The sequence below is a fragment of the Corynebacterium halotolerans genome (genome assembly GCF_050107895.1).
GTDB lineage: Bacteria > Actinomycetota > Actinomycetes > Mycobacteriales > Mycobacteriaceae > Corynebacterium > Corynebacterium halotolerans_B.
Genome location: NZ_JBNILW010000009.1, coordinates 1 through 25,582 on the forward strand (window position 1 = coordinate 1; position 25,582 = coordinate 25,582).

Consider the following 25,582-nt stretch of genomic DNA (forward strand, 5'->3'; position numbering starts at 1 on the left):
GGTAGTCGTCGGTGGCGACGTACAGTGCTGTTGCGAGAGTGTTGAGATCGTTGTCCACAACTTCGATTCTTCAACACTCTCGCTTTGTCTTATGAGCAGCGACTCTCCCTGGAATCAATCATCTAGGCGGGGACGCTGCCGGATTAGGTCCCATGTCCGCTTGACCGGCCAGCCCCGGGGGACCGGCGGTAGGCTGAAGGTAATCATCTGGCAGGAGCCACACAAAAGTTGCGCTGGGAGAAGATAACTGATGTCCACTCGCCGTTTCCTCGAGGTAGAAGTCAAGTTCGCCGTCTCTGAAACCACCCCGCGACCGGACCTGACCAAGATTCCCGGGGTCACCGAAACGGCGCAGGCCAAGCAGCACAACCTCTCAGCGATCTACTATGACACGAAGGATCTCCGGTTGACCCGCTCCAAGATCACCCTCCGGAGACGCTCCGGTGGAAAGGACGAGGGTTGGCACATCAAGTTGCCGGGTAGCGCTGGCCGCATCGAGATCCACGCGGAACTCGGCGAGCCCATCGACGGTGAATTTCAGGTGCCGCTGGAACTGCTCGAACAGGTCCGTGCCCTCGTTCGCCGCCATCCGTTGATTCCGATCGCCCAGGTGGACAATGAACGCACCGAAACGTTGTTGCACGATGACAAGAACGTCGTGCTCGCGGAATTCTGCGACGATCATGTGACCGCGTGGTCCCTGCTTCCCGGCGGGGAGCGCACCCACTGGCGGGAATGGGAGATTGAGCTGGCCGAAGCGGCAGTCAATAATGAGCGCGGAGCGGAACTCCTGGGTGGGGCCACCTCGCAGTTCATCAGTGCCGGAGCCCGGGTGTCGAAATCCCCGTCCAAACTGGTGGCGGCACTGGGTGAGAGCATCGATACGGCGCCACTGCCACCGCAGGTGGCCGAGCTCGACGAGGATTCTCCGGCATTCGCCGTGATCCAGGCGCTCAAGGCGAACCGCGACAAGCTCATCGAATACGATCCGCGTGTCCGGCGCGATGAGTGGGACTCTGTCCACCAGATGCGGGTGGCCACCCGCGAGTTGCGCAGCCACATGCAGACCTTCGAGGGCATCTTGGGCGGTGAGGAGTTCGAACGCATCGAAGATGAGCTGAAACTCCTGGCGGGCATGCTCGGTGTGGCCCGTGACGCCGAGGTCGTGGAGGAACGCTTCCACGACCTGCTCGATGCGGAGGACTCCGGTGTTCTCGACGAAGCCACCCGGGAGCACCTGCGGGACGACATGGGGCAGGAGTACCGGCGCGCCCACCGCCGCGTGGTCGCCACCCTGAACTCGGACCGGTACCTGACTCTCCTGGATTCGCTGGACAACTTGCTGGCCAATCCCCCCGTGCTGTCTGGCGCTATCGATGAGATCAGCGATAGCACGGCTGACGACGAGAACGCTGAGGACAGCGCAACCAGCGAAGAAACAGAAGAGACCCCGACGGTAGCCGCCACCCCGGTGACCGCCGTGGACGCCGGAGAGCAGGCCGATGAGCACCCTGGTGAACCCGGTACGGTGTCACCGACCATTTCCGAAACACCCCTCACCCCGGCCGGGGATGTGGAGGAGATTCTCTCTGAACACCTCGACGGCGCCTACCGGAAACTCATGAAACGGCACGCCCGGGCCGTGGACAACTGGGACAACAAGGACCTCACGCTGCACCAGCGCGAGGAGTACTTCCATGACATGCGCAAGGCCGCCAAGAAGCTGCGCTACTCCGCTGAAGCCGTTGGTGCCGCCACGGAACTGAAGACGAAGCGGTTGTACAAGGCGTGCAAGGATCTGCAGTCGAGTCTCGGTGATTTCCAGGACTCCGTCACCTCCCGTGACTTTCTGCTCAAGAAGGCGCAGCAGGCCCGCAAACGACACGAGGACACCTTCGGTTATGGCGTCCTCTATCAGCGTGAGCGGCAGATCGGGCTCCGGGCGCTCGACGATTACTCGGCGGGGGTCAAAGACATCCGGGCGGCCTATGAACGACTGGCCAATTCCCGCAAGTCCAAGAAAAAACACGGCAAAAAGAAGAAGTAGCCCGACCCGCGGGTTGTTCTTACCCCAGCGCCCGTCTCTTCGGCACTACCCACTCCCTCAAGCTGGAGCCGGTGGACGGGAGCGGGAGGAGCGCCCCCTTTACCCCGGCTCCATGTTGCGGGCTGCGCCTCCGGGGGCGGCTCCCCGACTCCGAATCCCGTCCCAGCACCCCGGTGTTCCGAATCAGCAGCAGTTGGCTGGGCTGTCAGGCGGCCGTGCCGCTCTACCGTCCGCTGATCTGCTATGGATCTTGCACCATCTTCTCCGCGGTAGTCTCCGGCCGGCCTTTGGGTGGGGGGAAGGCCGGAGAAGGTGCTACCGGCTCACCTGTTGCCTTCCCCCTAGCCTGTCCCGCAACAATTCAGTGTTGACAGCTGGTAGGTGGGACGGGCTATTTCTTCCCCTCCCAAGAAGGGGCGACACCCCAGTCCTCCTCATCCTCCTCGGCCGCATCCGCCGCCTGGTTCCGCTCGCGGGCGACCTTGAGCGCGTCACGTGCTTCAGCCTCGGAGGCGTAGGGCCCCATCCGGTTGTCCCAGCTACCTTGCTTTCCCTGGGACACGTCGCCGGTGGACAGATCGAAGTACCACTGATCCTCGGAAGTACTCATGGCTTTTACCTTTCCTGGTCTATTCAGGCGTTTGACGCGCTATTTCAGTTTCACCCCAAGAGTACGCCCGTTGTGGGTGCTCCTGACGCCGCCGAGAGGGCGCAGGAGCCAGCCACCCGGTTGCCAGCTGACGTTCAGCTGGGGCCGCTAAGGTGGATATGTTCAGCCGGGGATGTCCCCCGGTTTCGTGTACCCCACAAAGGAGTCAACCCCGAATGCCGATCTGGCCTGGCAGTGACACCCCCGCCCTGGAACGGGCGGCTTCCGCCCACGCCTCCGAGGTGGGAAAGGCTCCACTGGCCACCGCTGCCGCCCCCGCCACCTGGTCGCTGCTCGGTGAACACGTCGACCACGTCGGCGGCGTCGTCCTCATGTCCCTGTCCACTCAGCGCGTCGGAGTGGCGCTGAGTTTTCGTGGGGATGACACCGTTCACGTACAGCACCACCACCGCAGTGCCCGTGGGGAACAGCTCACCGATGCGGATGCGGTCTCTCTGTCCGAGGTGGCGAAGCGGGCCACGCAACAGCAGCCAGGAGTAGACGAGTCGGGGAAGCTGATGGCGCCGCCGGTACCGACCGGTGGGCTGGCCGCCCGACTGGGCGGGATCCTGTGGACCATGATCCACCGTCAGCTGCTGAGCCGCGACACGCCGGGCTGCGATGTCACCATTGTCAACGATATCCCCGGAGAGGCCGGTCTGGGGGCCCTGGCCTCCACTGACACGGCATTCGCACTCGCGCTTCACCACACCACGGGAGAAGCCGATGATGCGCCCGCCCGGACCCGGTTGGCCGAGGTGTGTTCTCAGTCAGCCGCCATTTTCTCCCGTTATCCGACGCTGCGCGCCCGGCACACCGCTGCCCTGCGCGGCGCGGCCAGCACCGTATCGGTCATCGACTACGCGGATGGTTCAGTCACCCAGGCCCCCCATCCGGTCACACGGGAGACGCGGGCTTTCGCGGTGTTCGCCCCGGAACCGGCGCAGAGACAGGACTTCACCGAGGAGATCCGTGCCCGCCAGAGTTTCATCAGCCGGGCCGAACGCACCTTCGGCGTCGATTCGATCCGGCTGCTACCGGACGCTCCCGAGCGCGTGGCGGAATGGCTCGCGGCGGTTCATTCCGTCCACGGACCGGAGGGGGTTCCCGGCCTCTCGGAGGCCCGCACGTGGTTGAGTTTCTACGCGGCGGAGACACAACGGGCTCAGCAGCTGGCCAGTGTCCTGCGTTCGCGCCGGCACGGGGACGCCTGGCTTCTGCTCAAGACCTCACAGACAGCCCTGTCCCACAGCTACGGGCTGCACGGCGTCGACTCCGCTCTCGCCAAGCTCTGCCTGGAACGCGGCGCCCTGGCTGCCCGCAGTGCCGCCGCAGGCACCTCGACCGCGGTGATAGTGGTCGTCCCCGACGATAAGGAAACCAACTTCGTGGCTGATCTCAGCGCAGACGGGCTCCAGATCGTCCCGCTCGAAACTGGTGAACCCGCCGGGACCGAACAATGACGGACCCATCCCGCACCGGTTTTCCGGGACGGGCGAAAAACAGCAGCAACTTCTGCTCTCCTGGAGCCCGGGGCTGAACTGGTCCACGGCCACTCCCGGGTCGGACAGACACTGCCGTGTTGGAGATGGTCGCGGGCGGCGCGCTGGCCCGGTCACCCCCGGCATCGCCGTTGACATGATGGGACGGGCCCCACATGTCTGGCGCCGGCCCACAGTGACCACCACCCCCGCCACTGGCTGATCGACAGCACCTCGGTTCGCGTGCGGGAGTCGCTGGAGTTGTTCTGCTGGCCTTGCGGGTCCCGCCTAATCGGCGGGCCAGGCAAAGGTGGTCTTTCGGTCCGGTACATCCGCCCGGATCAACGACACCATGGTTTCCGTGCCCTGCCGCGGCTGGCCCAGGCAGTTGCCGAGCACTGGTGGATCGGAGATGAACACGCGGACCCGGTCACGTTCCGGATCGGCGGTGAGCACCACCGCGTCGAAATTGTGCCCGACCCACGGGGCAAGCACGGTGGCTTCGGTCAAGTCCAGGCAAGCCCGGTCCACGCTGTTGGCCAGTTGAGAGGACCGCCGCATGGACGCCACCACCTCATCCGCCCGTCCCAGCGCCCATTCCGGCACCGGTTGGCCGTGGGCCAGGGCCAGGCAGATCTCAGTGGTGAAGCGGTCCACCAGCCGTCGCAGCGGCGCCGTCACGTGAGAGTAATAGCCGCCGACGCCCGCGTGGACTTCGCTGTCGCCGTTTTCCACCCGGGCATACCCGGAACCACGCAACAGCTTCTGCGCCTCGCGCATCACCGCCATGCCGCGGGCATCAGTGGCGTCCACGGTCTGCAGGAACTCGCCCGGGGTCATCCCGGGTGGATAGTGATACCCCAGGGCCAGGGCCTCGGCCCGGAACTGCGTCACCGCCTGCCCGTTCGCTGGTCGCAGAGTGCGGAGGATACCGGTGCCGTGAGAGACCATCAGCTGACCGGCGCACTGGCCCGTCAGCAGGGAGATCTCCGAGTTGAAGTCCATGACCGGGTGCCGTGGCTCAATGACCAGTTCAAATCGGCCATCGCGGAGCTGTTCCACCCGCTGTGCAGGGATCCGGAGGTTGACCGCCGCCCGGCGCAGCGCGGAAGCCTGCCGTAGCCGGCCCACTGTCGGGAGCAGGGCGATAGCCGGATGGACCTGATCCCGTTGCAGGTCCGCGTGCACCCGCTCATAGTCCAGCCGGGCACGACTGCGGACCAGCACGCGCTCGACATGGAAGTCGCGGACTTCTCCGGCGGTGTCGAGGTCGATGGACCACAGCACCGCGGGGCGGTCGACGCGCGGCAACAGCGACGCCGACCCTTCCGATAGTTCAGGCGGATGCAACCTGGCCGGCTCATCGGGCAGGTAGATCGTCTGCCCGCGGCGCAGGGACTCCGCTTCCAGCTCGCTGCCCGGCGTGATGAAGGCGGCCACGTCGGCAATGGCGTAGTACACCCGGAATCCCCCATCGTCCCGGTGGGAGACGGCGACCGCCTGATCCAGATCCTGCGAACCAGGTGGGTCGATGGTGACCAGGGGAAGATCGCGGGCGTCGCGGCGCTGGGCGGCAAAACGGTCGGTGGCTACCGCCGCTGCTGCGTGGAGCGCCGGGGCAAAGTCCGTGGGCACGTGGAACTCTTCGGCGATGCCCCGGAAATTCAGGGGAGCTGCATAGAGTTTCATGGGGCCCTATTCTGGCACGCCCGCACCGACCGGGCGGAAACCGCCGACTGTGGCACCGGGGAGATCAGGAATCGAGCAACTCCCGCAGATGCCGGTCGATCTGGGGCAGGTAGGTCTCGTGGAAGTTGAAGAGTGCGAAGTGTCCGGCCACGTCCTCAATCACCCGCAATTCGGAACCCGGGATCATCTCCTGCTCCTCCCGGACATCACGGACGGGGAAGAACATGTCCTCGTCGATCGGCATGACAAAGGTCCTTGCGGTGATCCGGCCGAGCGCGGCGGCCAAGTCGCCGCCGGTGTGGCGGGAAACGTCGCCGTTGCGCCATTTGCGCGCCATGACGCGCAGCGCGTTGGGGTCCATACCGGCGAACAACGGTTCAAAGAAACCGCTGACCACGGCTTCCCGGCTGTCGAAACCGAGCAGTCGCCAGGCTTCCCGCTTCCAGAACTCGGTGGACAGGCCGAGCAGCATCCATAGCCTGGCGTGGCGGCGCAACCCATCTGCCACCTCGGTGTTCTCGGCGTATTCGCCGTCACGGTAGCCGGGATCGGAGGTGATCGCCTCCGTCAGCGCCTCGGTGAACATCTGATCATGCGGTGTGGTTCTCGCGGTGCCGGCTATCGGGGCGGCACGCCCGACCTTCTCGGGGAACCGCACGATCCATTCATAGGTCTGCTCGGCCCCCATGGAGGCGCCCACCACCGCGTGGAGGTTCTCGATGCCGAAGTGCTCGCGCAGCAGCCTTTCCTGGGCCACCACATCGTCCCCGATGCTGAGCTCCGGGAACTTCGACATCGCGATTGCGGTGTCCGTGGTGTTGTGCGGAGAAGTGGACAGGCCGTTGCCGATCTGGTTGACCACGACGATGAAGTACTTCGCCGGGTCGAGGGCGTGTTCCGGTCCGACATAGCTGTCCAGCCAGGTCTGGTGAGTACCGCTGAACCAGGTGGTGATCAGGATGGCGTTGTCGCGGGCGTCGTTGAGCGTACCCCGCGTGGCCACCGCCAGCCGACAGTCCGGGATCACCCCACCGTTTTCCAGCCGCAGCTCCCCGATACTGATGAGCTCATAGGGCCCCTGCACCTCAGGGGTGTAGAACTGGTTCTGATACATGGCACTCCCCTTCACACTCTGTGTTCCAGAACACAGTCTAGAGGAGTTGACCGCAACCGGCGGTGAAATCGCGAATGAGCCGGCCTATAAGCCGGATTCTGTGCCCGTCAGGGCGGTGATCATCCATCTGGGTCGACCATCGCTGGCCGCCTCAAGCAGCTACCTACGGACTCGGGCGAGCAGCCCTCGAACATCCGTGCCACCGTACCGCACGCGGTACGGCTTGATGCCTTGCTCCCGGTGGGGTTTACCCAGCCAAACCAGTCACCTGGCCCGCTGGTGCGCTCTTACCGCACCCTTTCACCCTCACCTGCGCCAGGCGCAGGCGGTCTACTTTCTGTTGCACTTGCCCGCGGGTTACCCCGGGTTGCCGTTAACAACCACCGTGCTCTGCGGAGTCCGGACTTTCCTCGACCGCCCGCCTACGGGGACGTCCGCCCCGTGGTTCAGTGGCCGCGATCACCCGGCCGGCTCATTCGCGAATTCTGATGATACTCCCCCACCACCGAATTGCGATAACCGCGCGGATCCGCAGTCATCAACGCAGGTGCGCGGTGTCGTTGACCAACCGGACGCTAGCCAGCTCGTCTTCATAGAACTCCACGACGGACACGCTCGCCAGATCGAGAAACAGGCGGTGGAACAACTGCGGTCCGGCGTCGAGCCCCTGGCGGATCAGGGACTTGATGACGGTCAGGTGCGTGACCACCAGGACGTTCTGTCCCGGGTAGTCCGTCTGCAGCTGGGCACGCAGCCGCTTGACCCGGCGGTGCAGTTTCTGGAGGGATTCCCCACCTGGTGCGGATGCCGTGGTATCCCGCAGCCACCGCTCATGCAACTCCGGGTCCCGCTCCCGGGCCTCATCGAAGGTCAGCCCGTCCCAGGCCCCGAAGTCCATCTCGATCAGGCCGGGCACGGTGACCGCCTCGCAACCCAACTGGGTGGCCACCTCTGCGGCGGTGTCCCGGGCGCGGCGCAGCGGTGAGGTCAACACGACGTCGATACCGCCGCGTTCCCGCAGGGCCGTCGCCGCGGCTGCCGCCTGCCGGTGCCCCAACGTGCTCAGCTCTGGATCCGAATGCCCCGAGTACTGCCGGGCCGCGGACATCTCCGTCTGACCGTGGCGCAGCAGAATCAGCCGAGTGGGCGCCGTGGTGGCACCGTTCCAGCGGGCGGGGGAGTTGCTGTCCGCCGGAACTTCCGGGTCCGCCCCAGGCCCGGTCTCGGAAGCCGCCCGGTCCACGGTACCGGTGTCCGCTGCATCGGGGCTCGAGGCGGTGGACGTCGGGCGGGAACGGCTCCCCGGCAACTCGAGTTCGCCGGGCGGCATCCCCTTCGCGGCGGCGTCCATGGCCTTGTTCGCCAGTTCATCGGCGGCGGAGTTCTGGGCGCGGGGCACCCACTCATAGGTCACCGAGCTGAACTGCCGCGCGACGTCGCGGGCCGCCAGGGCCAGCTTCTTCATGTCCGGGTGCTTGATCTTCCACCGCCCGGACATCTGCTCCACCACGAGCTTGGAGTCCATGTAGACGATCACGTCGTCGGCGCCGAGCTCAGCCGCCGCCCGCAGGCCGTTGAGCAGGCCCTGGTACTCGGCGACGTTGTTGGTCGATTTCGCCATGACCCAGGCGATCCGTCGCAGCACCTGCTTGCGGTCAGCGGTGTACACCACCGTGCCGGAGCCGGCGATCCCCGGGTTTCCCCGTGAGCCGCCGTCGGCTTCGATACAGACCTTCACACTCAGCCGGCCTTCCGGATCAGGTAGCTCCCGCAGTTCGGGCACTGCGGGAGCTCATCCACCGGGGTGCCCTGGATTGCCGCGCGATCCGCCGGGGGCAGCACAATGAAGCACCCTCCGCAGGTGCGGCCGTTGTAGGCGGCGGCACCGACCTCGTTCTCCTCCCGCTGCCGGTCGTATTCCGCCAGGGCGGCCTCGTCGAGCTGCTCCCGCAGTTCCCTCACATGGGCGGCCGGATCCGGAATGTGGGTGGACGCCTCTACCGCGACGTCGCGGGCGCGGGTGGCGGCCTCCACCTGGCGGGCCAACTCATCCACCTGCGCGCCGTGGGAGTCACGGTTGTTGCGCAGCGCGTGGATTTCGTTGTGCGCCTCCTGCAGCTCGGCCATCAGATCAGCCAGGCGCGACTTCGCCGAATAGCGGTCGTGCTCCAGATCGCGGCGGGTCTCCGGGTCGGTCGCCGCCCCCAGCTGGTTGCGGGCGTCCTTTTCGCGGCGGCGCAGCTTGGTCTCATCCGCCTGGATCCGCAGGATCTCGTTTTCCATGTCATCCACGGCCATCTGGGCCGAGGCTGCGGCATCCCGCATCTGCTGCTGTTTCTTGAGCAGCTCATCGAGTTCACGCTGCTCCGGCAGCTCGTTCGACTTACCGGCTGAGGTGTCCAGGTTGCGCTGGAGGGTGGCCAGCTCAAGCAGGACGGCCTGGGACTCCCGGGACAGTTTCATAGGTCTCCTAAAGGTCAGGGGTTGAAAAAGGTCAAAAATACAGGGGCAGGTCTTCAGCGCCCGGTGCGGGTGGCCGCCAGGGTCCAGGGATCAGTGCGCAGGTCGATGATCTCGGTCTCCACCCCGGTCTGCTCCCCCACGATTCCGGCCGCCTGCGAGGTCCACGGGAATTCGCTGGCCCAGTGGGCGGTATCGATCACCGCCGGGCCACCGGCCCGCAGATATTCGTCCACCGGATGGTGACGCAGATCGGAGGTGACGTAGACATCGACCCCCAGTCCGGTGACCGTGTCCAGGAAGCTGTCCCCCGAGCCGGAGGACACGGCCACCCGCTGAACCATCTGCTCCGGATCGCCCGCGGCACGTACTCCCCAGGCCGTTTCGGGAAGGGCGTCGGCCACCTGTTGAACGAAGTCCGCCAGACGCATGGGTTCGGGCAGTTCACCGATCCGACCCAGACCCGTCGCCTGCTCGAGATCAACGTCCTCCTCCATGGCGAGGATGTCGAAGGCCGGTTCCTCATACGGGTGGTTGGTGCGCAGGGCCTCAGTGATGGCGGCACGGGCGCGGCGCGCTGCGACGAACTCGACACGCAGTTCGGGAGCCCGGTAATTCTCGCCGACAGTGCCGTCGGTCGGATCCGCGCCCTCCACCGGGGTGAACTGACCCGTTCCGGTGATGTCGAAGGCGCATTCCTCGTAGTTGCCGATGCTGCCGGCTCCCGCGGCGAACAATGCCTGTTTGAGGGCTTCCGCATCTGCCTCGGGCACCTGGACGCCCCATTTGTCGCGGCTGGCGCCGGGTTGGGGCAGGATCGGCCGGCCCGGGGTGATCCCCACCAGCTCCGCCAACCGGTCATTGACGCCGGGGCGCGCGGAGTCGGCGTTGGTGTGGGCGGCGAAAAGTGCGACCCCGCCGGTGATCAGCGTGTGCAGCACCTTGCCCTTGGGGGTGTCGGCGGCCACGGAGTGCACCCCGCGCAGCAACAGCGGGTGGTGGACGATCAGCAGCTGCGCGCCGAGCTCCACCGCACGTTCCGCCACGCCCTGGGTGCAGTCCAACGCGAACGCGACCTTGGTGACCGGGGCCGCAGGGTCCCCGCAGATCAGGCCGACCTGATCCCAGCCCTCGGCCAGGTGCGGCGGGTAGGCCTGCTCCATCACCGCGCGGATCTTCGCAACTGTGGTGCTCATGGCATCCTTTCCTCGGGCTGCAACGGGGTTCTGCCGTCAGCCTGCCAGTGTAGCCGGGCCAGAGCGCCTGACCACCGGCGAGGTCCCGTGTGCAGCCGCGCTGCGTGCCGACGCCGTGGACAGCTCCCGCCCTGCGGCAAAGGTACGGTTCACGGCGGCGCGAGGGCACGCCATCCGGTATCAGGAAAGGTGCGGGAACCGGGACCGCAGCTTGAGCACCGCACCGGGTACTCGGCTATCCTGTGTCCGGCCCTTCGGGAGCCCAGCGCCACTTCGGGACCGTAGCCCGGGCTCCCCTCCTACCGCCAGTGGCCCCTCCCGACCGGAAAGGAAGCAGTTTTGATCGACGCCGACCACGAGGACCGCCGTTTCCACATTGATTTCGTCTGCACCGGCAATATCTGCCGCTCCCCCATGGCGGAGGTCATCATCGCCGATGCCCTGGAGGACAGCGGCCTGACAGAGAGGGTGCGGGTGTCCTCCTGCGGCATCGGTGGCTGGCACGTCGGTCAGGGTGCGGACAAGCGGGCGGTCGCGGAATTACGCAGCGCGGGATATGACGGTAGTGAGCACCGGGCCAGCCAGCTCGGCCCGGACGACATGTCGGCTGATCTCCTGGTCGCCCTGGACACCGGCCACCGTTCGGAACTGATCGCCCGCGGGGCGGATGCCACCCGGATCCGGCTGTTGCGCAGCTTCGACCCGGAGTCCCCGGAGGAGGCCAGCGTGGCTGACCCCTACTACGGCGGGCCGGAGGGATTTTCCGAGACCCGCCGGCAGATCGAGGCCGCCCGACCGGGCCTCGTGGCCTGGCTGCAGGAGCAGGTGGCGCAGGCCACCGATGGCGCCCCTTCCCCGGCTACCACCTCGAAGGCAACTTAAGAATCGCGGTTTCGCCGGGTAGGCTCAGAAGTTGTGAGCACCAAGGTTGATCGCAGGTACGCCCGGGACCACCAGCGGGAGAAGTTCAGCTGGAAGGTCTTCCTCAAGCCTGGCTGGGTGCTGGGAATCCTCGTCATCATCGCCTTCTCCTACTTCGCGTTCTCCTTCCTCGCCCCGTGGCAGCTGAACAAGGACGATGACATCGTCCAGCGCAATGAGCAGATCGAGGCCTCCTTCGAGGCCGAGCCCGTGCCCTACCAGCAGGTACTGGACGAAAACGGCGCGGTCGACGAGGCTGAGGAATGGACCCGCGTCACCCTCACCGGCCATTATCTGGGGGACAAGGAAGCACTGCTCCGGCTCCGGCCAGTGGAGAATACCCCGACCTACCAGGGGCTGACTCCCTTCCAGACCACCGATGGCGACGTCATTCTGGTCAACCGCGGTTTCGTCCTCAAACCAGGCAATGAGATGCCCGAGATTTCCCCGGCGCCCGGCAACGAGGTGACCATCGTCGGCCACGCGCGCCTCAACGAGGTCACTCCCGCCAATCCGCCGCTGGTGGATCAGGGACGTCTGCAGGTCTACGGCATCGACACCGGGCAGATCGGTGAGACCGTGGACGAGGACCTGGGAGAATCCTACCTGCAGCTTTCTGAGGGGTCCCCGGGCGAGCTGAGCGCCATGCCGGTGCCGAAACTCGATCGTGGTTCCCACCTGAGTTATGGCTTCCAGTGGATCGCCTTCGGTGTGATGGCGCCGATCGGGCTCGGCTATTTCATCTGGGCGGAGATCCGCGAACGTCGCCGCGTCCGGGCGGAGGAAACCGAGCTCGAGGAATCCGAGAATGCGTCGGAAGCGGCCGCCGGCCCCGCTCCGGGCCCCGCGTCCCCTGTTCAGGCTGTGGCCGACGACGCCACGCCGGATGACTCCGAAGACCCCGAGCTGCAGACAGCCGATGCCGGTCCCGTTCCCCAGTCCGCCAGGTCCCGCGATGTGCGGGCCCGTTACGGTGGCCAGCACACCGATTTCTGGAGTCGCCGGTCCCGCCACACCCGGGAGCGGTTCTGAGGCCGGGGAGACGCAGTTCCTCCGGGAAGCTGCCGTCAGTCGCGGGCGGTGGCTGAAACCCGACGTTGCCAGTATTGTTGCGGTTGTAACGCTTCCATTACCTAGGGAGTTCCGATGGGATTCTGGCGTCGTCTGCTCAACCGCGATCAGAACAACGGAATCGCCGATGCCGCAGCGAAATTGCGCAAGGACGACGAGATCCCCACACCGGTGGACAATCTCCTGGAAGATCCCCGGGAACGCGCCCGGGCCCTTGGCGCCGCCCTCGAACTCGCCTCGTCCTTCGGCTTTTCCCCCAAGCGGGACATCCTCGTCGATGATGTGCCCTTCGATCGGCTGGGTGGTATCGAGGCCTTCGCCGCCGAGCGACTGACCACCCTGCTCAATCTGACCGCCGAAGAAGAGCAGCTCTTTCCCCGGGTACTGGTCTTCGAGTACGACTTCGTGGACTCCAATGATGCCTATGACCGCATGCTCCGGGAGATGGCGGAGGCCACCGGCACGATGGAGCAGTTTGAGGACATCCACTGCGATCTACACTTCGGCCCTGATTTCCAGCGGCATCCCATGGGCGAGTTCCACTACACCTGCAACGGCACCCGCTACACCCACGGGGTTTCTTCGGAGGGGGACTGGGCGGATCCGGCGGTGGTCGTCGAAATGTTCGCGCGGGTGACACCAGCGGACATGATCCGCGTGACCGCTGAGGACAGCGGACACAACTACTGGGTGCCGAAGGATCTGGCCGAGCGCTTCCGCACGATCCTCGCAGCCGAGGAACTGGCCGCCAGAAAACGCCGGGAGCGATGGCGAGCTTCGCACCAGCGTTAATCGCACCCGTCCGCTACTTCTAGGCAAGGGATCCTGCCGCTGTCCTTATCCCCGGCTGCTGGCTCTCAAACACCCCCACCTAAGAGTCGGGCGGCGGGGATCGTCTCGGATTCGACGGCCCTGTTCGACCATCACATCCCGCCACCACTGCCCCGGCATCTGTGGTGTCCTTGGTGTCCACCGGCGCGTGTCCCTGCCCCGGGGGCAGCCCGGCTGATCCACTGATTCCCGAGGTGACCGCGTGGAGCTCGGACCGGAACTGCCGATCGAGGTGAGCGGCAATGCGTGGTGCCCCCGCATTCCAGGTGCCGTGGAAACAAGTCGAGGGTATTTCCGAAGTGCCCGGAAATACCCTCTGTTCTGGTGCGCCCTGACGGGCTCGAACCGCCGACCTATTGGGTGTAAACCAATTGCTCTTCCAACTGAGCTAAAGGCGCGCACGTTTCCCCGGAACTCCGGGGTGAACAAGCAAAAACAGTACCATGCGGTGGGCCCCGTCCGAAACCGGGGTGGTCACCGCATGGCCCGTCAGCGCTTGGTGCCGCGTTGGACCAGGCAGGAGCCCTGCCAATTCCCGAGGCGATCCGCCTTGGTCTGTACCAGTCCGGCGAGCTGGGCTGACTCGGCGATGACGCCGGGTTCGATCGTCCCGGTTGAGCCGGCCCCCGGGGTCAGGAGCCAGATGCGGCCGTTCTCCGCGAGCGGACGAACGGCATCAACCAGCCCGTCGACCAGGTCGCCGTCGTCTTCGCGCCACCACAGCAGGACGGTGTCGCAGATCTCGTCGGTGTCCTCGTCGAGCAGTTCCTCCCCGAGGGCATCCTCGATGCTTTCGGAGATGGCACTGTCGCAGTCCGAGTCCCAGCCCACTTCCTGGACCGCCTCAGCCGACGTGATCCCGAGACGTTGTGCGTAATCCTGGGCACCATTGGTTACCGTGCCCGGAGCGTCCACCACTGTGATGTTCCTCCTCTTTCCTGTCGCGCCCGGTACTGGGCCACGAATTTTCAGTTACCCCTGCAGGATACAAGCTCGGCCGGGAAAACACCCGATATATGCGGAAATACTTCCACAGTGGGGACATTTCACCCCCAGCGCCCTGCACGTGGCACCAGCAACCGCCCTTCAGCACCCCTCCACATACGGCGTGACGCGGACTACACTTAGCAAAATTTCCGCCCGGGATCTCCGCCTGTAACGCGCGGGTGACTGGCAGTTTCGTGAATCATGTTAAGGCTGCAACAACACAGCTTCACAAAAGCTGTGAACGCGACTTCCCCTGAGCCCACCGCGGGACGCTACGAGGAAGTATGCTTGAAGCGACATGCATGTTCGATCCGGACCGTGGGAGACCGAGGCCTCAATGGACACGAAAACATCATGCCGGGTATCCGGTTCCAGGCTCGGACAGGCATAACCTTGACTAAATCCAACAGGAGGTTTGGAATGGCTGACCGCAAGATCGGTGGCAAGCCCACGGACGACTCCAACTTCGCGCTGATCCGCGATGGCGTCGCTTCGTACCTTAATGACAGCGATCCCGAGGAGACCCGCGAGTGGATGGACTCCCTCGACGGCCTGCTCGCCGAGTCCACCCAGGAGCGTGCCCGTTATCTGATGCTGCGGCTGCTGGAGCGGGCATCCGCCAAGCGGGTAGCACTGCCACCGCTGCTGTCCACCGATTACGTCAACACCATCCCCACATCCATGGAGCCGGAGTTCCCGGGTGACGAGGAGATCGAGAAGCGCTACCGCCGCTGGATGCGCTGGAACGCCGCCATCATGGTGCACCGTGCCCAGCGACCCGGCATTGAGGTCGGCGGGCACATCTCCACCTACGCCGGCGCCGCTCCCCTCTACGAGGTCGGTTTCAACCACTTCTTCCGCGGCAAGGACCACCCGGGCGGCGGCGACCACATCTTCTTCCAGGGCCACGCCTCCCCCGGCATGTACGCACGTGCCTTCCTCGAGGGGCGCCTGACCGAGGATGATCTCGACGGCTTCCGCCAGGAAGTCTCCCGGAAGCAGGGTGGCATTCCCTCCTACCCGCACCCCCACGGCATGAAGGACTTCTGGGAGTTCCCGACCGTCTCCATGGGGCTGGGCCCGATGGACGCCATCTACCAGGCGCGCTTCAACCGCTACCTGCACAACCGGGGCATCAAGGACACCTCCCAGCAGCATGTCTGGGCCTTCCTGGGTGACGGCGAGATGGATGAGCCTGAGTCCCGTGGCCTGATCCACCAGGCCGCGCTCAATAACCTGGATAACCTGACCTTCGTCGTCAACTGCAACCTGCAGCGGCTCGACGGCCCCGTCCGCGGCAACACCCAGATCATCCAGGAGCTGGAGTCCTTCTTCCGCGGCGCCGGCTGGTCCGTCATCAAGGTCGTCTGGGGCCGCGAGTGGGACGAGCTGCTTGAGAAGGACAAGGATGGTGCCCTCGTCGAGGTCATGAACTCCACCCCGGACGGTGACTACCAGACCTTCAAGGCCAACGACGGCGCCTATGTCCGTGAGCACTTCTTCGGTCGGGACGAGCGTACGAAGAAGCTCGTCGAGGACATGACCGACGACGAGATCTGGAAGTTGCCGCGCGGTGGCCACGACTACCGCAAGATCTACGCCGCCTACCAGCGGGCGATGGAGACCTCGGACCGTCCGACGGTCATCCTCGCCCACACCATCAAGGGCTACGGACTCGGCCACAACTTCGAGGGCCGCAACGCGACGCACCAGATGAAGAAGCTGACGCTGGAGGACCTGAAGCAGTTCCGCGACAAGCAGGACATCCCGATCTCCGATGAAGAGCTGGAGAAGGATCCGACCCTGCCGCCGTACTACCACCCCGGCGAGGGCTCCGACGAAATCAAGTACATGCTGGAGCGCCGCAGGGAGCTCGGTGGCTACCTGCCGGAGCGCCGCGAGGAGTACCAGCCGATCGAGGTGCCGCCGATCGAGAAGCTCCGTGTGATCCGCAAGGGCTCCGGCAAGCAGCAGGTGGCCACCACCATGGCGATGGTGCGTACCTTCAAGGAACTGTTGCGGGACAAGGGCATCGCCGAATCGCTCGTGCCGATCATCCCGGACGAGGCCCGGACCTTCGGCATGGACTCCTGGTTCCCGACCCTGAAGATCTACAACCCGCACGGCCAGAATTACGTGCCGGTGGATCACGATCTGATGCTGTCCTACCGCGAGGCCAAGGACGGGCAGATCCTGCACGAAGGCATCAGCGAGGCCGGTTCGATGGCTTCCTTCATCGCCGCCGGCACCAGCTACGCCACCCACGGCAAGGCGATGATCCCGCTCTACGTCGTCTACTCCATGTTCGGTTTCCAGCGCACCGGTGACTCCATGTGGGCCGCCGCCGACCAGATGACCCGTGGCTTCATCATGGGTGCCACCGCCGGTCGCACCACGCTGACCGGAGAGGGCCTGCAGCACATGGACGGCCACTCCCCGATCCTGGCCTCCACAAACCCGGGTGTGGTCTCCTATGACCCGGCCTTCTCCTTCGAGATCGCCCACCTGGTACGCGAGGGCATCGACCGGATGTACGGGCCCGGGCGCGGTGAGGACGTCATCTACTACATGACGATCTACAATGAGCCCACCCATCAGCCGGCGGAACCGGAGAACCTGGATGTGGAGGGCCTGCACAAGGGCATCTACCTCTACTCCGCCGGCGAAGGCGACGGCCACGAGGCCTCGATCCTGGCCTCCGGCATCGGGATGCAGGCCGCTCTCCGGGCCCAGGAGATCCTCAAGGAGGAGTACGGTGTCCGCGCCAACATCTTCTCCGTGACCTCCTGGACCGAGCTGGCCCGCGAGGGTGCCGCGCGGAACCTGGAGCAGCTGCGCAATCCGGCCACCGAGGTCGAGGCGCCCTTCGCCACGAAGCAGCTCAAGCAGGTCTCCGGACCGTATGTCGCCGTCTCCGACTTCGCCACGGACCTGCAGGAGTCCATCCGCAAGCTCGTGCCGGGCGACTACACCACCCTGGGCACCGACGGCTTCGGTTTCTCCGACACCCGTCCGGCCGCCCGCCGCTACTTCAACACCGACGCCGAGTCCGTGGTCGTCGCGGTGCTCGCGGGCCTTGCCCGCGAAGGTAAGTTCGACGTCTCCGTCGCAGATGAGGCAGCACAGAAGTACCACCTGGATGATCCGACCGAAGTCTAGTCCCGGTCGCCACTCCGTCGCTTGACGACGCCGTGACACACCCCGCCGCAGCCCTCGGGTTACGGCGGGGTGTGGTGTTTGACCCGACCGGCGGGTAAGTCTCCACTCTGGGTTGATTTTCAGGCAAACTGGAAGAATCATGAACAATCCCGCGAAGAAGCCCACACCTCGCGACCGCGAGTACCTCCAAGCCGAATTGACCCGCATGGTCGGTATCGGACGCATCGGCCTGGACACTTTCCAGCAACTGGTGGACACTGTCCTGGAAACCGAGGACACCGCCGTGCTCGCGCAGATCCACGCCCGCTATATCGGGCCTCCGCCCGCAGAGTGGGCTCCTCCTGCCCCGCCCGCACCGCCGACACCGCAGCCGCCACCGCATGTGCCGCCGCAGCCGATGCCCGGTCCGCAGGGCCATCCGCCGCAGCAGTATCCCGGGCAACCGCCCTATCCGGTACAGCCCTACGGCCCGGCCCCGATGGCCGGCGGCGCATCCCAGATGTACCCTGCTCCACCGTCGCCGCAGAATGGCCAACACTTCAGTTCCACGATGGGCACCATCAAACGCGCCGGTCAATGGTTAGTTCCGGAGTACACCTCCTTCAAACTCAACGGTGCGACGCTGGACCTGGATCTTCGCGAGGCCACTGCTGCAGGCCCGGAAGTCCGGTTCGACATCAGCGCCACCGCCGCCACCATCAAGATTGTGGTCCCACCCGGCGTGCGCGTGAGCAACCAGATGAAGGAGACCTGGTCCGAATCGAAGATGAAGGTTTCCGCACCGGCCCCGGGTTCGCCGGGCGTCGTGTTGACCGGGCACGCCCGAGGCAGCACCATCGAAGTGGTCACCCGGGCGGTCGGTGAGAAGACCTTCTGGGAGAAGTTCTTCGAGTAGGCGCGGGGACACGCTCCAACAGTCGGTTCAGTGCGTTGTTGATGATGCCGGGTGCCTCCAGGATCAGCATGTGACCGGCCCCCTCAGCCACCTGTGACCACGCCCGCGGCCAGACCTCCAGGAGCCGGTCCGATTGGCTCATGGGAGTCACTTCATCCCGTTGCCCGACCAGAACCCAGCCGGGTTTGTCCCGGATCGCCTCCGCCGCCCGAAGTTCGTCGTGTTCCTGCAGGTCATCGAAGAATCCGACGAAAGAGGCCAACGGCGTCTCGTGGATCATCGCAGCATGAAACTCAATGAGGTCGTAGCCGGTCGGGCGTTTGAAAACCGCGGTGGCCAACGTGGGAGCGAGGAATTTCGCGGCCGCCTCCCGGATCTTCCGCGCATCCCTCGGTGACGCCTCCACCCCTGCCATGATCTGGTCCGCGACCGGCGACGCCAGCACCTGCGGAATCCCCTGCGTGGCCAGCGACTCGACACTCGTGGACACCAGCGTCACGCCGCTGATGCGGGCGTGCGTGTCCGGGGCGTCGGCGCGCAGCTGCCGCAGGGCCGCCAGGACGGCGAGGCCTCCCAGGGAATGGCCGACCAGAATGAGCGGACCCATCGGCGCGCAATGCTCCACGACGGCGCGAACGTCCCTACCCAGGCCGTCGATGGTGCAGACCGCCGGGGAGCACGCTCCTGTCCGGCCGTGCCCCCGCAGGTCGAGCAGTACCGAACGAACCGTCGGATGATGCTGACGCAGGTGTTCCACCTGCAGGTAGAAGGATTCCGCGGCGAGTGTGAAGCCGTGGGCGAACACCACCGTGGCACTCGCCTCGTCCGGCGGTGGGCCCACCACGTAGTAGTGGATGGCCAACCCGTCACTGTCGACTACCCCCACTTCATCAAGGTCCGTCAGTCCCGGTTCCCGGTCATGGGAATGGAGCCGACCGTGCTCCAGGGCGAGCCGCCGGCGACCGGATCCGGTGGTGCGTAGGACCAGCCCACGGGCCCAGGCCCTGGCTCTGGTTCCGGGGAATCGCGAAATGTACACGTGGCACAGGTTAGCGCCCCACCTCACCTGTCAGATTCCGGTGTCACGTTATGCTGGAGACGACCGAAAGGAAGGCGCGATGACCACCAGTGAAAACAGCACGAGCACCCGGGCGGAGAACCTGGCCGCCCTGGCGAAGATCTTCCAGGACTATGCGGGCGTCGACGCCGAGGCCGTGGTGCCGGAGGCGCACGTCATCGACGGTCTGGGGGTCAACTCCCTCGCCCTCGTCGAAATCACCATTCGTACCGAGGACGCCTTCGGGGTGCGTCTCGATGACCGCACGGTCGCCGGCTTCTCCACGGTAGGGGATCTCCTGGACTACCTGGACAGCCACGGCGGCAGCGTCACCCCTGCCGCGAAATAGCTTGCCCCGGCCCGCGCGGTCCGGGGAAATGCAGCACAATGGGGGCATGAGCCATGACATTGCCTACCTGACCGACATGGACGGCGTACTGATCCGGGAGGGCGAGATGATTCCCGGGGCGGAACGCTTCCTCCACGGTCTGGAAGAGCACGGCGTCCCCTATATGGTGCTGACGAACAACTCGATCCACACCCCACGGGACCTGGCCGCCCGGCTGCGAACCACTGGGCTCAACATCCCGCCGGAGCGGATCTGGACCTCAGCCACCGCCACCGCCCATTTCTTGTCCAGCCAGGAAAAGAACGGGACCGCCTATGTGGTGGGTGAATCGGGACTGACCACAGGTCTGCACGCAGCCGGCTGGATCCTGACCAACACCAACCCTGAGTTTGTGGTGCTGGGCGAAACCCGCACCTATTCTTTCGAGGCGATAACCACCGCCATCAACCTGATCAACGAGGGCGCGCGTTTCATCTGCACCAACCCGGACGTCACCGGCCCGGCTCCCCACGGCATCCTTCCGGCCACCGGCGCGGTGGCAGCGCTGATCACCACCGCCACCGGCAAGGAGCCCTACTTCGTGGGCAAGCCGAACCCGGTGATGATGCGCTCGGCCCTGAACACCATCGGCGCGCACTCTGAGCACACGGTCATGATCGGAGACCGGATGGACACCGACGTGAAAGCCGGACTGGAGGCGGGGCTGAAGACGATCCTGGTGCGCTCCGGCATCTCCGATGACGCGGAGATCACCCGCTACCCGTACCGACCGACCCGGGTCGTGGACTCCATCGCGGACATTGCCGACCGGGTACTCGATCCGTTCGGAGACGGAACGTTCCCCGCCGCCGGGTAGATCGGAACTTATGCGTCGCAACCAACAAATAGGACCCCTCCCTGACGCATCGTCGGTGGGGCCGCTGAGTGGCGGTCAGTGGAACACTGACCGGGAATGACTTATAGGATTATGCGCACCGAGGCATCAAAGTCGTGCTCCCGTGCCATGCTGCCGAGCATGTCACGCAGGTGCCCGAGTTCGCGTTCAGTGCCGGTGATCGTCTCCCTGCAGTCGATCTGGCCGCTGGAGAATGACGACCGGTACCAGCTGGTGCACCAGTTGGCCGTGAGCGGATCGGCATCTGTCATGAAGAGTTCAGAGGGGCTGGGGATGCACACCACCATCGCCGACTCGACGTTCGAGCGTAGTCGGCGCGGCAGGTTACGGATGGTCAGAACCGCTGTCTGCGCCTGTTCTGTCGCAGCAACGGGGTAGCCGGAGAATGTGGGCTTTGAAGAGTACGCCTGGTTATCTACCACGCGGGACGTATGGGGCATGCTCGGGTTCTCCCACTGCGGATCAGCCGGTGACAGGTCAGCCGGCTGACGGGTGGGAGCGAGCACGGAAAGCGTGTTGATCGTCATGTCGGTGTCCTTCGGCAGCACGGAACATCACCCACCACGGCCCTGACTGCGGCAGAACCGGCATAGATGATGCAAGACGAGGTTCGTCTTCCCCAACGGCCTCGCGTGTGCGTCAAACTGACGACGTTGCACACGCAAGTTTCGGCCACGGTTGCACCCGCCGCCAACCCTCAAGTTCTACTTGACCCCCCGTTTATTGACTTTCAAGTAGAGGTTGAACCTGTGTTACCCGCCGGGATCATGAAAACCTATGAGTCGCCCGCTCCCCCACCTCCCACACGCACACTGATGCGCCGGGGCAACCGCTGGAAGGTGGGGAGAAACCTGCAGATGACTCACCATAACCTGTCAATTACCTGAGGGTGAGGGCAAAACGCGGGAGTGTCGCAAGAAAAATCGGTGAACCGGCGGCAGGCGCGGGTCACCGCTCCTAGCCCGCCACTTCCCGCCAGATTTCGTCGTTGGTCTCCGCCCAGAGCGGCTTCGCCCAGCTGCCGAAGTTCCGGTCCGTCAGCGCCACCATCGCCCGGTGCGTGGGCCGGTGCACCCAGAGGTAGGTGCCGGCCTGACCGAAATGACCCACGATGTCCTCCGGCATGGAGGCTCCCGTCCAGTGCGGCGACTTCTCGCCGCGGATCTCAAAGCCCAGCCCCCAGGGGCACGGCCGCTGCATGCCGTATCCGGGGACCACACCCCGCAGATCCGGGAACTGCACGCTGAGAGCATCTGCGAGCGTGTCCGGGTGAAGCAGCTGCGGGTCCAGCACCTCCCGTGCAAATGTGGCCAGGTCGGCTGCGGTGGAACGGGCTTCATGTCCGGCCGAGCCATAGAGCTCGGTATCGGCCATCCCCAACGGCTGGAACACCGCCAGGTCGAGATACTCCGCGAAGCTCATGCCGGCCTCATCCGCCACCTCATCAGCGAGGATCTCGAAGCCGGCGGAGGAATAGATGCGCCGCTCCCCGACACCCTTCTCCGGTTCCCGGCTCGACATTCCCACGCCCGAGGCGTGAGCGAGCAGATGCCGGACCGTGGATCCTTCGGGCCCCAGCGGAGAATCCAGCTCGAACACGCCCTCCTCCACAGCGAGCAGGAAGCCGTACGCCGCCAGCAGCTTGGTCACACTCGCCAACTCGAAGACCCGGGAGGTGTCGCCGGTGGTGGTGGTTTCCCCACCGTTCAACAGCACCGCCGCCACGTTCTCCACGGGCCAGTCCTTCACCTTATCCAGTGCACTCATGAGGCCCATCGTATCCACGTCACCGATCCCGCACGTCTGACAGCAGCTTCCGTTCCATGACGGCCGCAGCCGTTGATAGTGCCTATGGTCAATCGCGGTGGTCCCCGGTGTTCCCGGCGTCGTCAGGGTCATCGGGGTGGTTCTCCCGCTCGGATTTCCGTCCGAGCCGCCGGCCTTTCCCTTCCGCCCGGCGCAGTGCCGCGGACAATTGGGCCGCGGTCATGTTCACCGGCGCCCAATCCACAGCAGTCGGGAACACCCAGCCCTTCCAGTAGCTGAGTACCGCCAGCGCGATTCCCAGGAGCGGCGAGACGATCATCCCCACAGCATCATGGCCGATGGCGTGGAACCCGACCATGACCACCGAGGACAGCACCGCTGGAATCGCATATAGGGGTCCGCCCCCGAAGACCTGCGGTACATCTCCGGTGACCACATCGCGGATCATCCCTCCGCCGATAGCCGTCAACACGCCCATGAAGATGGCTGCGAGCCACGGCAGTTCAAAGTTCAGGGCCTTCACACACCCGGTCACGGACCATACACCGAGGATGATCGCATCACCGTGCACCTTGAACAGCTCCCAGGCCCGCCCCTTGAAGTTGACCACCAGGGCGATCATCGCGCCGGTGAAGGCGAGCGCCAGATAGGAGGGATCCACGATCGCGGCCGGTGTCCCCTCCTGAATGAGGGTGTCTCGCAGCATTCCGCCACCGAGCGCGGAGAACAGCGCCAGAAACAAAAAGCCGATGATGTCGTAGTTGCGCTGCCGTGCGATGGTGCCGCCGATAATACCGTTGAGCATCACTCCGATCAGGTCGGATATCTGGTAGATGGCGAGGATCTCCGGATCAACTTCAGGCATGTCCAAAGTGTAAGGAGATCCGCCGGGGCGGGCCATCAGTTACCCCGGTGCTTGCCGACGCCCCGCCTCCCCAGGCCACTCCGGGAGGCGGGGTCGGGAGCCACAGTGTCCTGGGTACGCCGGAACCCCGTGAGCGCTCCTGCGCTCACGGGGTTCCATCTGCTCCCCCAACTGGGCTCGAACCAGTGACCTTTCGATTAACAGTCGAATGCTCTGCCAACTGAGCTATAGGGGATCATGTCATCCGGTTAAGCGTTCCTGCGCTCTCCCCGGCAACGAGATGTAACTATATAGCCAGTCGGGCAGAGCGGGCAAATCGCCAGGTCAGAGACCCAACTGATGACTGCTGGAATGGTCGCGGCCGCCGGTGGCCGATCGGGTGGGTTCCGGATTAACGTGTCCCCTGCCATGTCTGGGTGCAGGACACCACCCCGACAGCCGACGGGCAGGCCCACGCCGACCCCTGGTGCCTAGCAAGGGGGTAACGACATCAGGCCGCCGCGGAGCAGATATGATGACCTGGTTACCAAATCACGGTAAAGGGGCTATAGCTCAGTCGGTTAGAGCCGCGGACTCATAATCCGCTGGTCGCGGGTTCGAGCCCCGCTGGCCCCACGAATCTCACCCACCGTCCCACAACGACGGTGGGTGTTTTCTTCCTCCACCGCCCGCGGCAGATTCGAGTGGTTGACGGCTACCAGTCCGCAGGGCCCTGCGACCCTGCCGGGTACTCCTCGAGCGGCACACTGTCTTCAGCGAAAGCGCGGAGTACGGGCTCGATGATCTCCCAGGACCGCTCCGGCGCTTCGGGCGCGACCTCGGTGGTGGCCCTGCCAGACAGAATTGCACGGACCACCCGGCCGTAGGGACTGAGCCGGGAGGGCACCAGCGTGGCCTGCAGGGTCACCCGCTGCAGGTTGTGGCGGTAACCGTGGTCGGAGACATTGACGTCCACGGCAACTTCATCGGAGAACGGGAAGACCAGCCGGGTACCCGGGGTGACCTGGAGCTCATCGGCGTGCCCGCGGCGTCGATAAGTCACCGCGATCTCCTGGCGCGGATCTCCGATCGCTTTTCCGGAACGCAGCGTCACCGGCACCCCGGCCCAACGTTCGGTGTCCACTGTCGCGGTGACCTGGAAAAGGGTCTCGGTGTCCCGTTGCGGATCCACCCCCTCCTCGTCGGCGTAGGCGGGCAGCCGACGACCGTGAATTTCTCCCGCCGTATAGCGCGCCCGCCGCACCGAGCCCGGATCAATGATGGTGGCGGCGAGAATATCGGCGGTGGTGTCCTCTGCGCCGGCTGCCAGGGTGTGGGCCATCACCTGCAGCAGGTGGGACTGGAGCATGTCGCGCACGGCCCCGTTGTTGTCGTAGAACTCGGCCCGCCCCTCCAGCGCGAGGGACTCATCGTAGATGACCTCCACCGCCTCGATGTCCCCGCGATGCCAGCCCGCTGAGAACAAGGCGTTGGCCCCGACCAGGCCGGTCAGGTTCGACACCGCGCTCTCGTAATTGAAGTGGTCGATGCGGAAGATGTGTTCCTCATCGGTGATCTGCAGCAACTTCTCGTTGAGCTCTCTGGCCCCGGCCGCATCCTCACCGAACGGCTTCTCCATGGCCAGGATGATGTCATCGGGCAGCTCCACCTTGTCCAGCCCCTCCACGGCAGCGGTGGTGATTGCCGGTGACAGCGCGAAATAGAGCACGGACCGTTCCCCGGGCTCGGCGGAATCGAGGAGCTGCTGGAGATCGGCGCTGTCTGTGGCATCGGTGACCAGGTAACTCGCGGACGACGCCAGCTGTTCCACCACCTCACCCTCGAACCCCGCAGCCGCCAGGCTGTCCCGCACCACCCCGGCATAATCCTCGACCTCGGAGCGTCCGGCACCCACCAGCGTGACGCGGGAACCGGGATACTCCCGGAGGTACCCGGCGAGACCGGGAATGAGCAGACGCCGGGCAAGGTCACCCGACCCCCCGAGAACGTAGAAGGTCACGGACGGCTGGTCAGCTGGTGCTGCGTTCATGTCCTCACGCTAGCAATGTCTGCGGGCCGGTGTCGCTGCCCCGACTTTTGCCTAGGCTGGATGCGGAATGATCCTGGTCCATCACGAACCTGCGGAAGTTGCCGCCCGACCTGCGGAGGA

General features: G+C 65.2%; 21 protein-coding genes, 3 tRNA genes and 1 other RNA gene. 10 read left to right on the plus strand and 15 right to left on the minus strand.

Annotated elements, in window-relative coordinates; translation table 11 throughout:
- The first annotated feature begins 250 nt into the window (after positions 1-250).
- Positions 251-2,047: a CHAD domain-containing protein gene (locus ACQCVD_RS09880; protein WP_426823596.1), complete on the plus strand. Its 1,797-nt coding sequence runs from the start codon at positions 251-253 to the stop codon at positions 2,045-2,047.
- Between the two features lie 391 nt (positions 2,048-2,438).
- Here the strand turns inward: ACQCVD_RS09880 and ACQCVD_RS09885 are convergent, their stop codons facing one another.
- Positions 2,439-2,657, minus strand: coding sequence for a hypothetical protein (locus ACQCVD_RS09885; protein WP_426823597.1), 219 nt, complete (start codon positions 2,655-2,657; stop codon positions 2,439-2,441).
- 215 nt (positions 2,658-2,872) lie between these two features.
- On the opposite strand from ACQCVD_RS09885, the gene ACQCVD_RS09890 reads away from it, so the two are divergent.
- Entirely contained in the window at positions 2,873-4,159 is a 1,287-nt protein-coding gene (locus ACQCVD_RS09890) for a galactokinase family protein (protein ID WP_426823598.1), read from the plus strand.
- Positions 4,160-4,465: 306 nt separating this feature from the next.
- On the opposite strand, the gene ACQCVD_RS09895 is transcribed toward ACQCVD_RS09890, so the two are convergent.
- The 6 genes from ACQCVD_RS09895 to ACQCVD_RS09920 form a co-directional block, all read right to left on the minus strand.
- Entirely contained in the window at positions 4,466-5,866 is a 1,401-nt protein-coding gene (locus tag ACQCVD_RS09895; protein WP_426823599.1) for an RNB domain-containing ribonuclease, read from the minus strand.
- 64 nt (positions 5,867-5,930) lie between these two features.
- On the minus strand, positions 5,931-6,980 hold the full coding sequence (locus ACQCVD_RS09900) for an alpha/beta fold hydrolase (RefSeq protein ID WP_426823600.1): 1,050 nt from the start codon (positions 6,978-6,980) through the stop codon (positions 5,931-5,933).
- Positions 6,981-7,051: 71 nt separating this feature from the next.
- Positions 7,052-7,455: RNase P RNA component class A (gene rnpB, locus ACQCVD_RS09905), an RNA gene on the minus strand.
- Between the two features lie 63 nt (positions 7,456-7,518).
- Entirely contained in the window at positions 7,519-8,718 is a 1,200-nt protein-coding gene (locus tag ACQCVD_RS09910) for a bifunctional RNase H/acid phosphatase (protein WP_426823704.1), read from the minus strand.
- Between the two features lie 2 nt (positions 8,719-8,720).
- Positions 8,721-9,443 (minus strand): zinc ribbon domain-containing protein, encoded by a 723-nt coding sequence (locus tag ACQCVD_RS09915; protein ID WP_426823601.1) that lies wholly within the window; start codon positions 9,441-9,443, stop codon positions 8,721-8,723.
- Positions 9,444-9,496: 53 nt separating this feature from the next.
- Positions 9,497-10,636, minus strand: a complete 1,140-nt coding sequence (locus tag ACQCVD_RS09920; RefSeq protein WP_426823602.1) for a Nif3-like dinuclear metal center hexameric protein — start codon at positions 10,634-10,636, stop codon at positions 9,497-9,499.
- Between the two features lie 339 nt (positions 10,637-10,975).
- Here ACQCVD_RS09920 and ACQCVD_RS09925 point away from each other — a divergent pair, with 339 nt between their 5' ends.
- From ACQCVD_RS09925 to ACQCVD_RS09935, 3 genes are all read left to right on the plus strand, one after another.
- Positions 10,976-11,518, plus strand: coding sequence for a low molecular weight protein-tyrosine-phosphatase (locus ACQCVD_RS09925; protein WP_426823603.1), 543 nt, complete (start codon positions 10,976-10,978; stop codon positions 11,516-11,518).
- A 33-nt stretch (positions 11,519-11,551) separates the two neighbouring features.
- A complete protein-coding gene (locus ACQCVD_RS09930; protein WP_426823604.1) occupies positions 11,552-12,589 on the plus strand; it encodes an SURF1 family protein in 1,038 nt (345 codons plus the stop codon).
- A gap of 114 nt (positions 12,590-12,703) precedes the next feature.
- Positions 12,704-13,420, plus strand: a complete 717-nt coding sequence (locus ACQCVD_RS09935; protein ID WP_426823605.1) for a hypothetical protein — start codon at positions 12,704-12,706, stop codon at positions 13,418-13,420.
- 361 nt (positions 13,421-13,781) lie between these two features.
- On the opposite strand, the gene ACQCVD_RS09940 is transcribed toward ACQCVD_RS09935, so the two are convergent.
- A tRNA-Val gene (locus ACQCVD_RS09940) sits at positions 13,782-13,857 on the minus strand.
- Positions 13,858-13,948: 91 nt separating this feature from the next.
- Positions 13,949-14,377, minus strand: coding sequence for a DUF3052 domain-containing protein (locus ACQCVD_RS09945; protein ID WP_426823606.1), 429 nt, complete (start codon positions 14,375-14,377; stop codon positions 13,949-13,951).
- 489 nt (positions 14,378-14,866) lie between these two features.
- Here ACQCVD_RS09945 and aceE point away from each other — a divergent pair, with 489 nt between their 5' ends.
- A complete protein-coding gene (gene aceE, locus ACQCVD_RS09950; protein WP_426823607.1) occupies positions 14,867-17,605 on the plus strand; it encodes a pyruvate dehydrogenase (acetyl-transferring), homodimeric type in 2,739 nt (912 codons plus the stop codon).
- Positions 17,606-17,744: 139 nt separating this feature from the next.
- On the plus strand, positions 17,745-18,500 hold the full coding sequence (locus tag ACQCVD_RS09955) for a DUF1707 domain-containing protein (protein WP_426823608.1): 756 nt from the start codon (positions 17,745-17,747) through the stop codon (positions 18,498-18,500).
- Here the strand turns inward: ACQCVD_RS09955 and ACQCVD_RS09960 are convergent.
- Positions 18,451-19,533 (minus strand): alpha/beta fold hydrolase, encoded by a 1,083-nt coding sequence (locus ACQCVD_RS09960; protein ID WP_426823705.1) that lies wholly within the window; start codon positions 19,531-19,533, stop codon positions 18,451-18,453. The two genes, ACQCVD_RS09955 and ACQCVD_RS09960, sit on opposite strands and share 50 nt — an antisense overlap.
- An 85-nt stretch (positions 19,534-19,618) precedes the next feature.
- Here ACQCVD_RS09960 and ACQCVD_RS09965 point away from each other — a divergent pair, with 85 nt between their 5' ends.
- Positions 19,619-19,906, plus strand: a complete 288-nt coding sequence (locus ACQCVD_RS09965) for an acyl carrier protein (protein WP_426823609.1) — start codon at positions 19,619-19,621, stop codon at positions 19,904-19,906.
- Positions 19,907-19,952: 46 nt separating this feature from the next.
- Positions 19,953-20,762: an HAD-IIA family hydrolase gene (locus tag ACQCVD_RS09970; protein ID WP_426823610.1), complete on the plus strand. Its 810-nt coding sequence runs from the start codon at positions 19,953-19,955 to the stop codon at positions 20,760-20,762.
- A 101-nt stretch (positions 20,763-20,863) separates the two neighbouring features.
- Here the strand turns inward: ACQCVD_RS09970 and ACQCVD_RS09975 are convergent, their stop codons facing one another.
- From ACQCVD_RS09975 to ACQCVD_RS09990, 4 genes are all read right to left on the minus strand, one after another.
- Positions 20,864-21,328 carry a hypothetical protein gene (locus tag ACQCVD_RS09975; RefSeq protein WP_426823611.1) on the minus strand — a complete coding sequence of 155 codons (465 nt, stop codon included), beginning with the start codon at positions 21,326-21,328 and terminating at the stop codon, positions 20,864-20,866.
- A 430-nt stretch (positions 21,329-21,758) separates the two neighbouring features.
- Positions 21,759-22,568 (minus strand): serine hydrolase domain-containing protein, encoded by an 810-nt coding sequence (locus ACQCVD_RS09980; RefSeq protein WP_426823612.1) that lies wholly within the window; start codon positions 22,566-22,568, stop codon positions 21,759-21,761.
- An 88-nt stretch (positions 22,569-22,656) separates the two neighbouring features.
- Positions 22,657-23,433 (minus strand): trimeric intracellular cation channel family protein, encoded by a 777-nt coding sequence (locus ACQCVD_RS09985; protein ID WP_426823613.1) that lies wholly within the window; start codon positions 23,431-23,433, stop codon positions 22,657-22,659.
- A 162-nt stretch (positions 23,434-23,595) separates the two neighbouring features.
- Positions 23,596-23,668: transfer RNA gene (locus ACQCVD_RS09990), tRNA-Asn, on the minus strand.
- 306 nt (positions 23,669-23,974) lie between these two features.
- Here ACQCVD_RS09990 and ACQCVD_RS09995 point away from each other — a divergent pair.
- Positions 23,975-24,048 (plus strand) — tRNA-Ile (locus ACQCVD_RS09995).
- 79 nt (positions 24,049-24,127) lie between these two features.
- Here the strand turns inward: ACQCVD_RS09995 and ACQCVD_RS10000 are convergent.
- The gene (locus tag ACQCVD_RS10000) at positions 24,128-25,462 is read right to left on the minus strand and encodes a glucose-6-phosphate dehydrogenase (RefSeq protein ID WP_426823614.1); all 1,335 of its coding nucleotides are present in this window, start codon (positions 25,460-25,462) and stop codon (positions 24,128-24,130) included.
- Between the last annotated feature and the right edge of the window lie 120 nt (positions 25,463-25,582).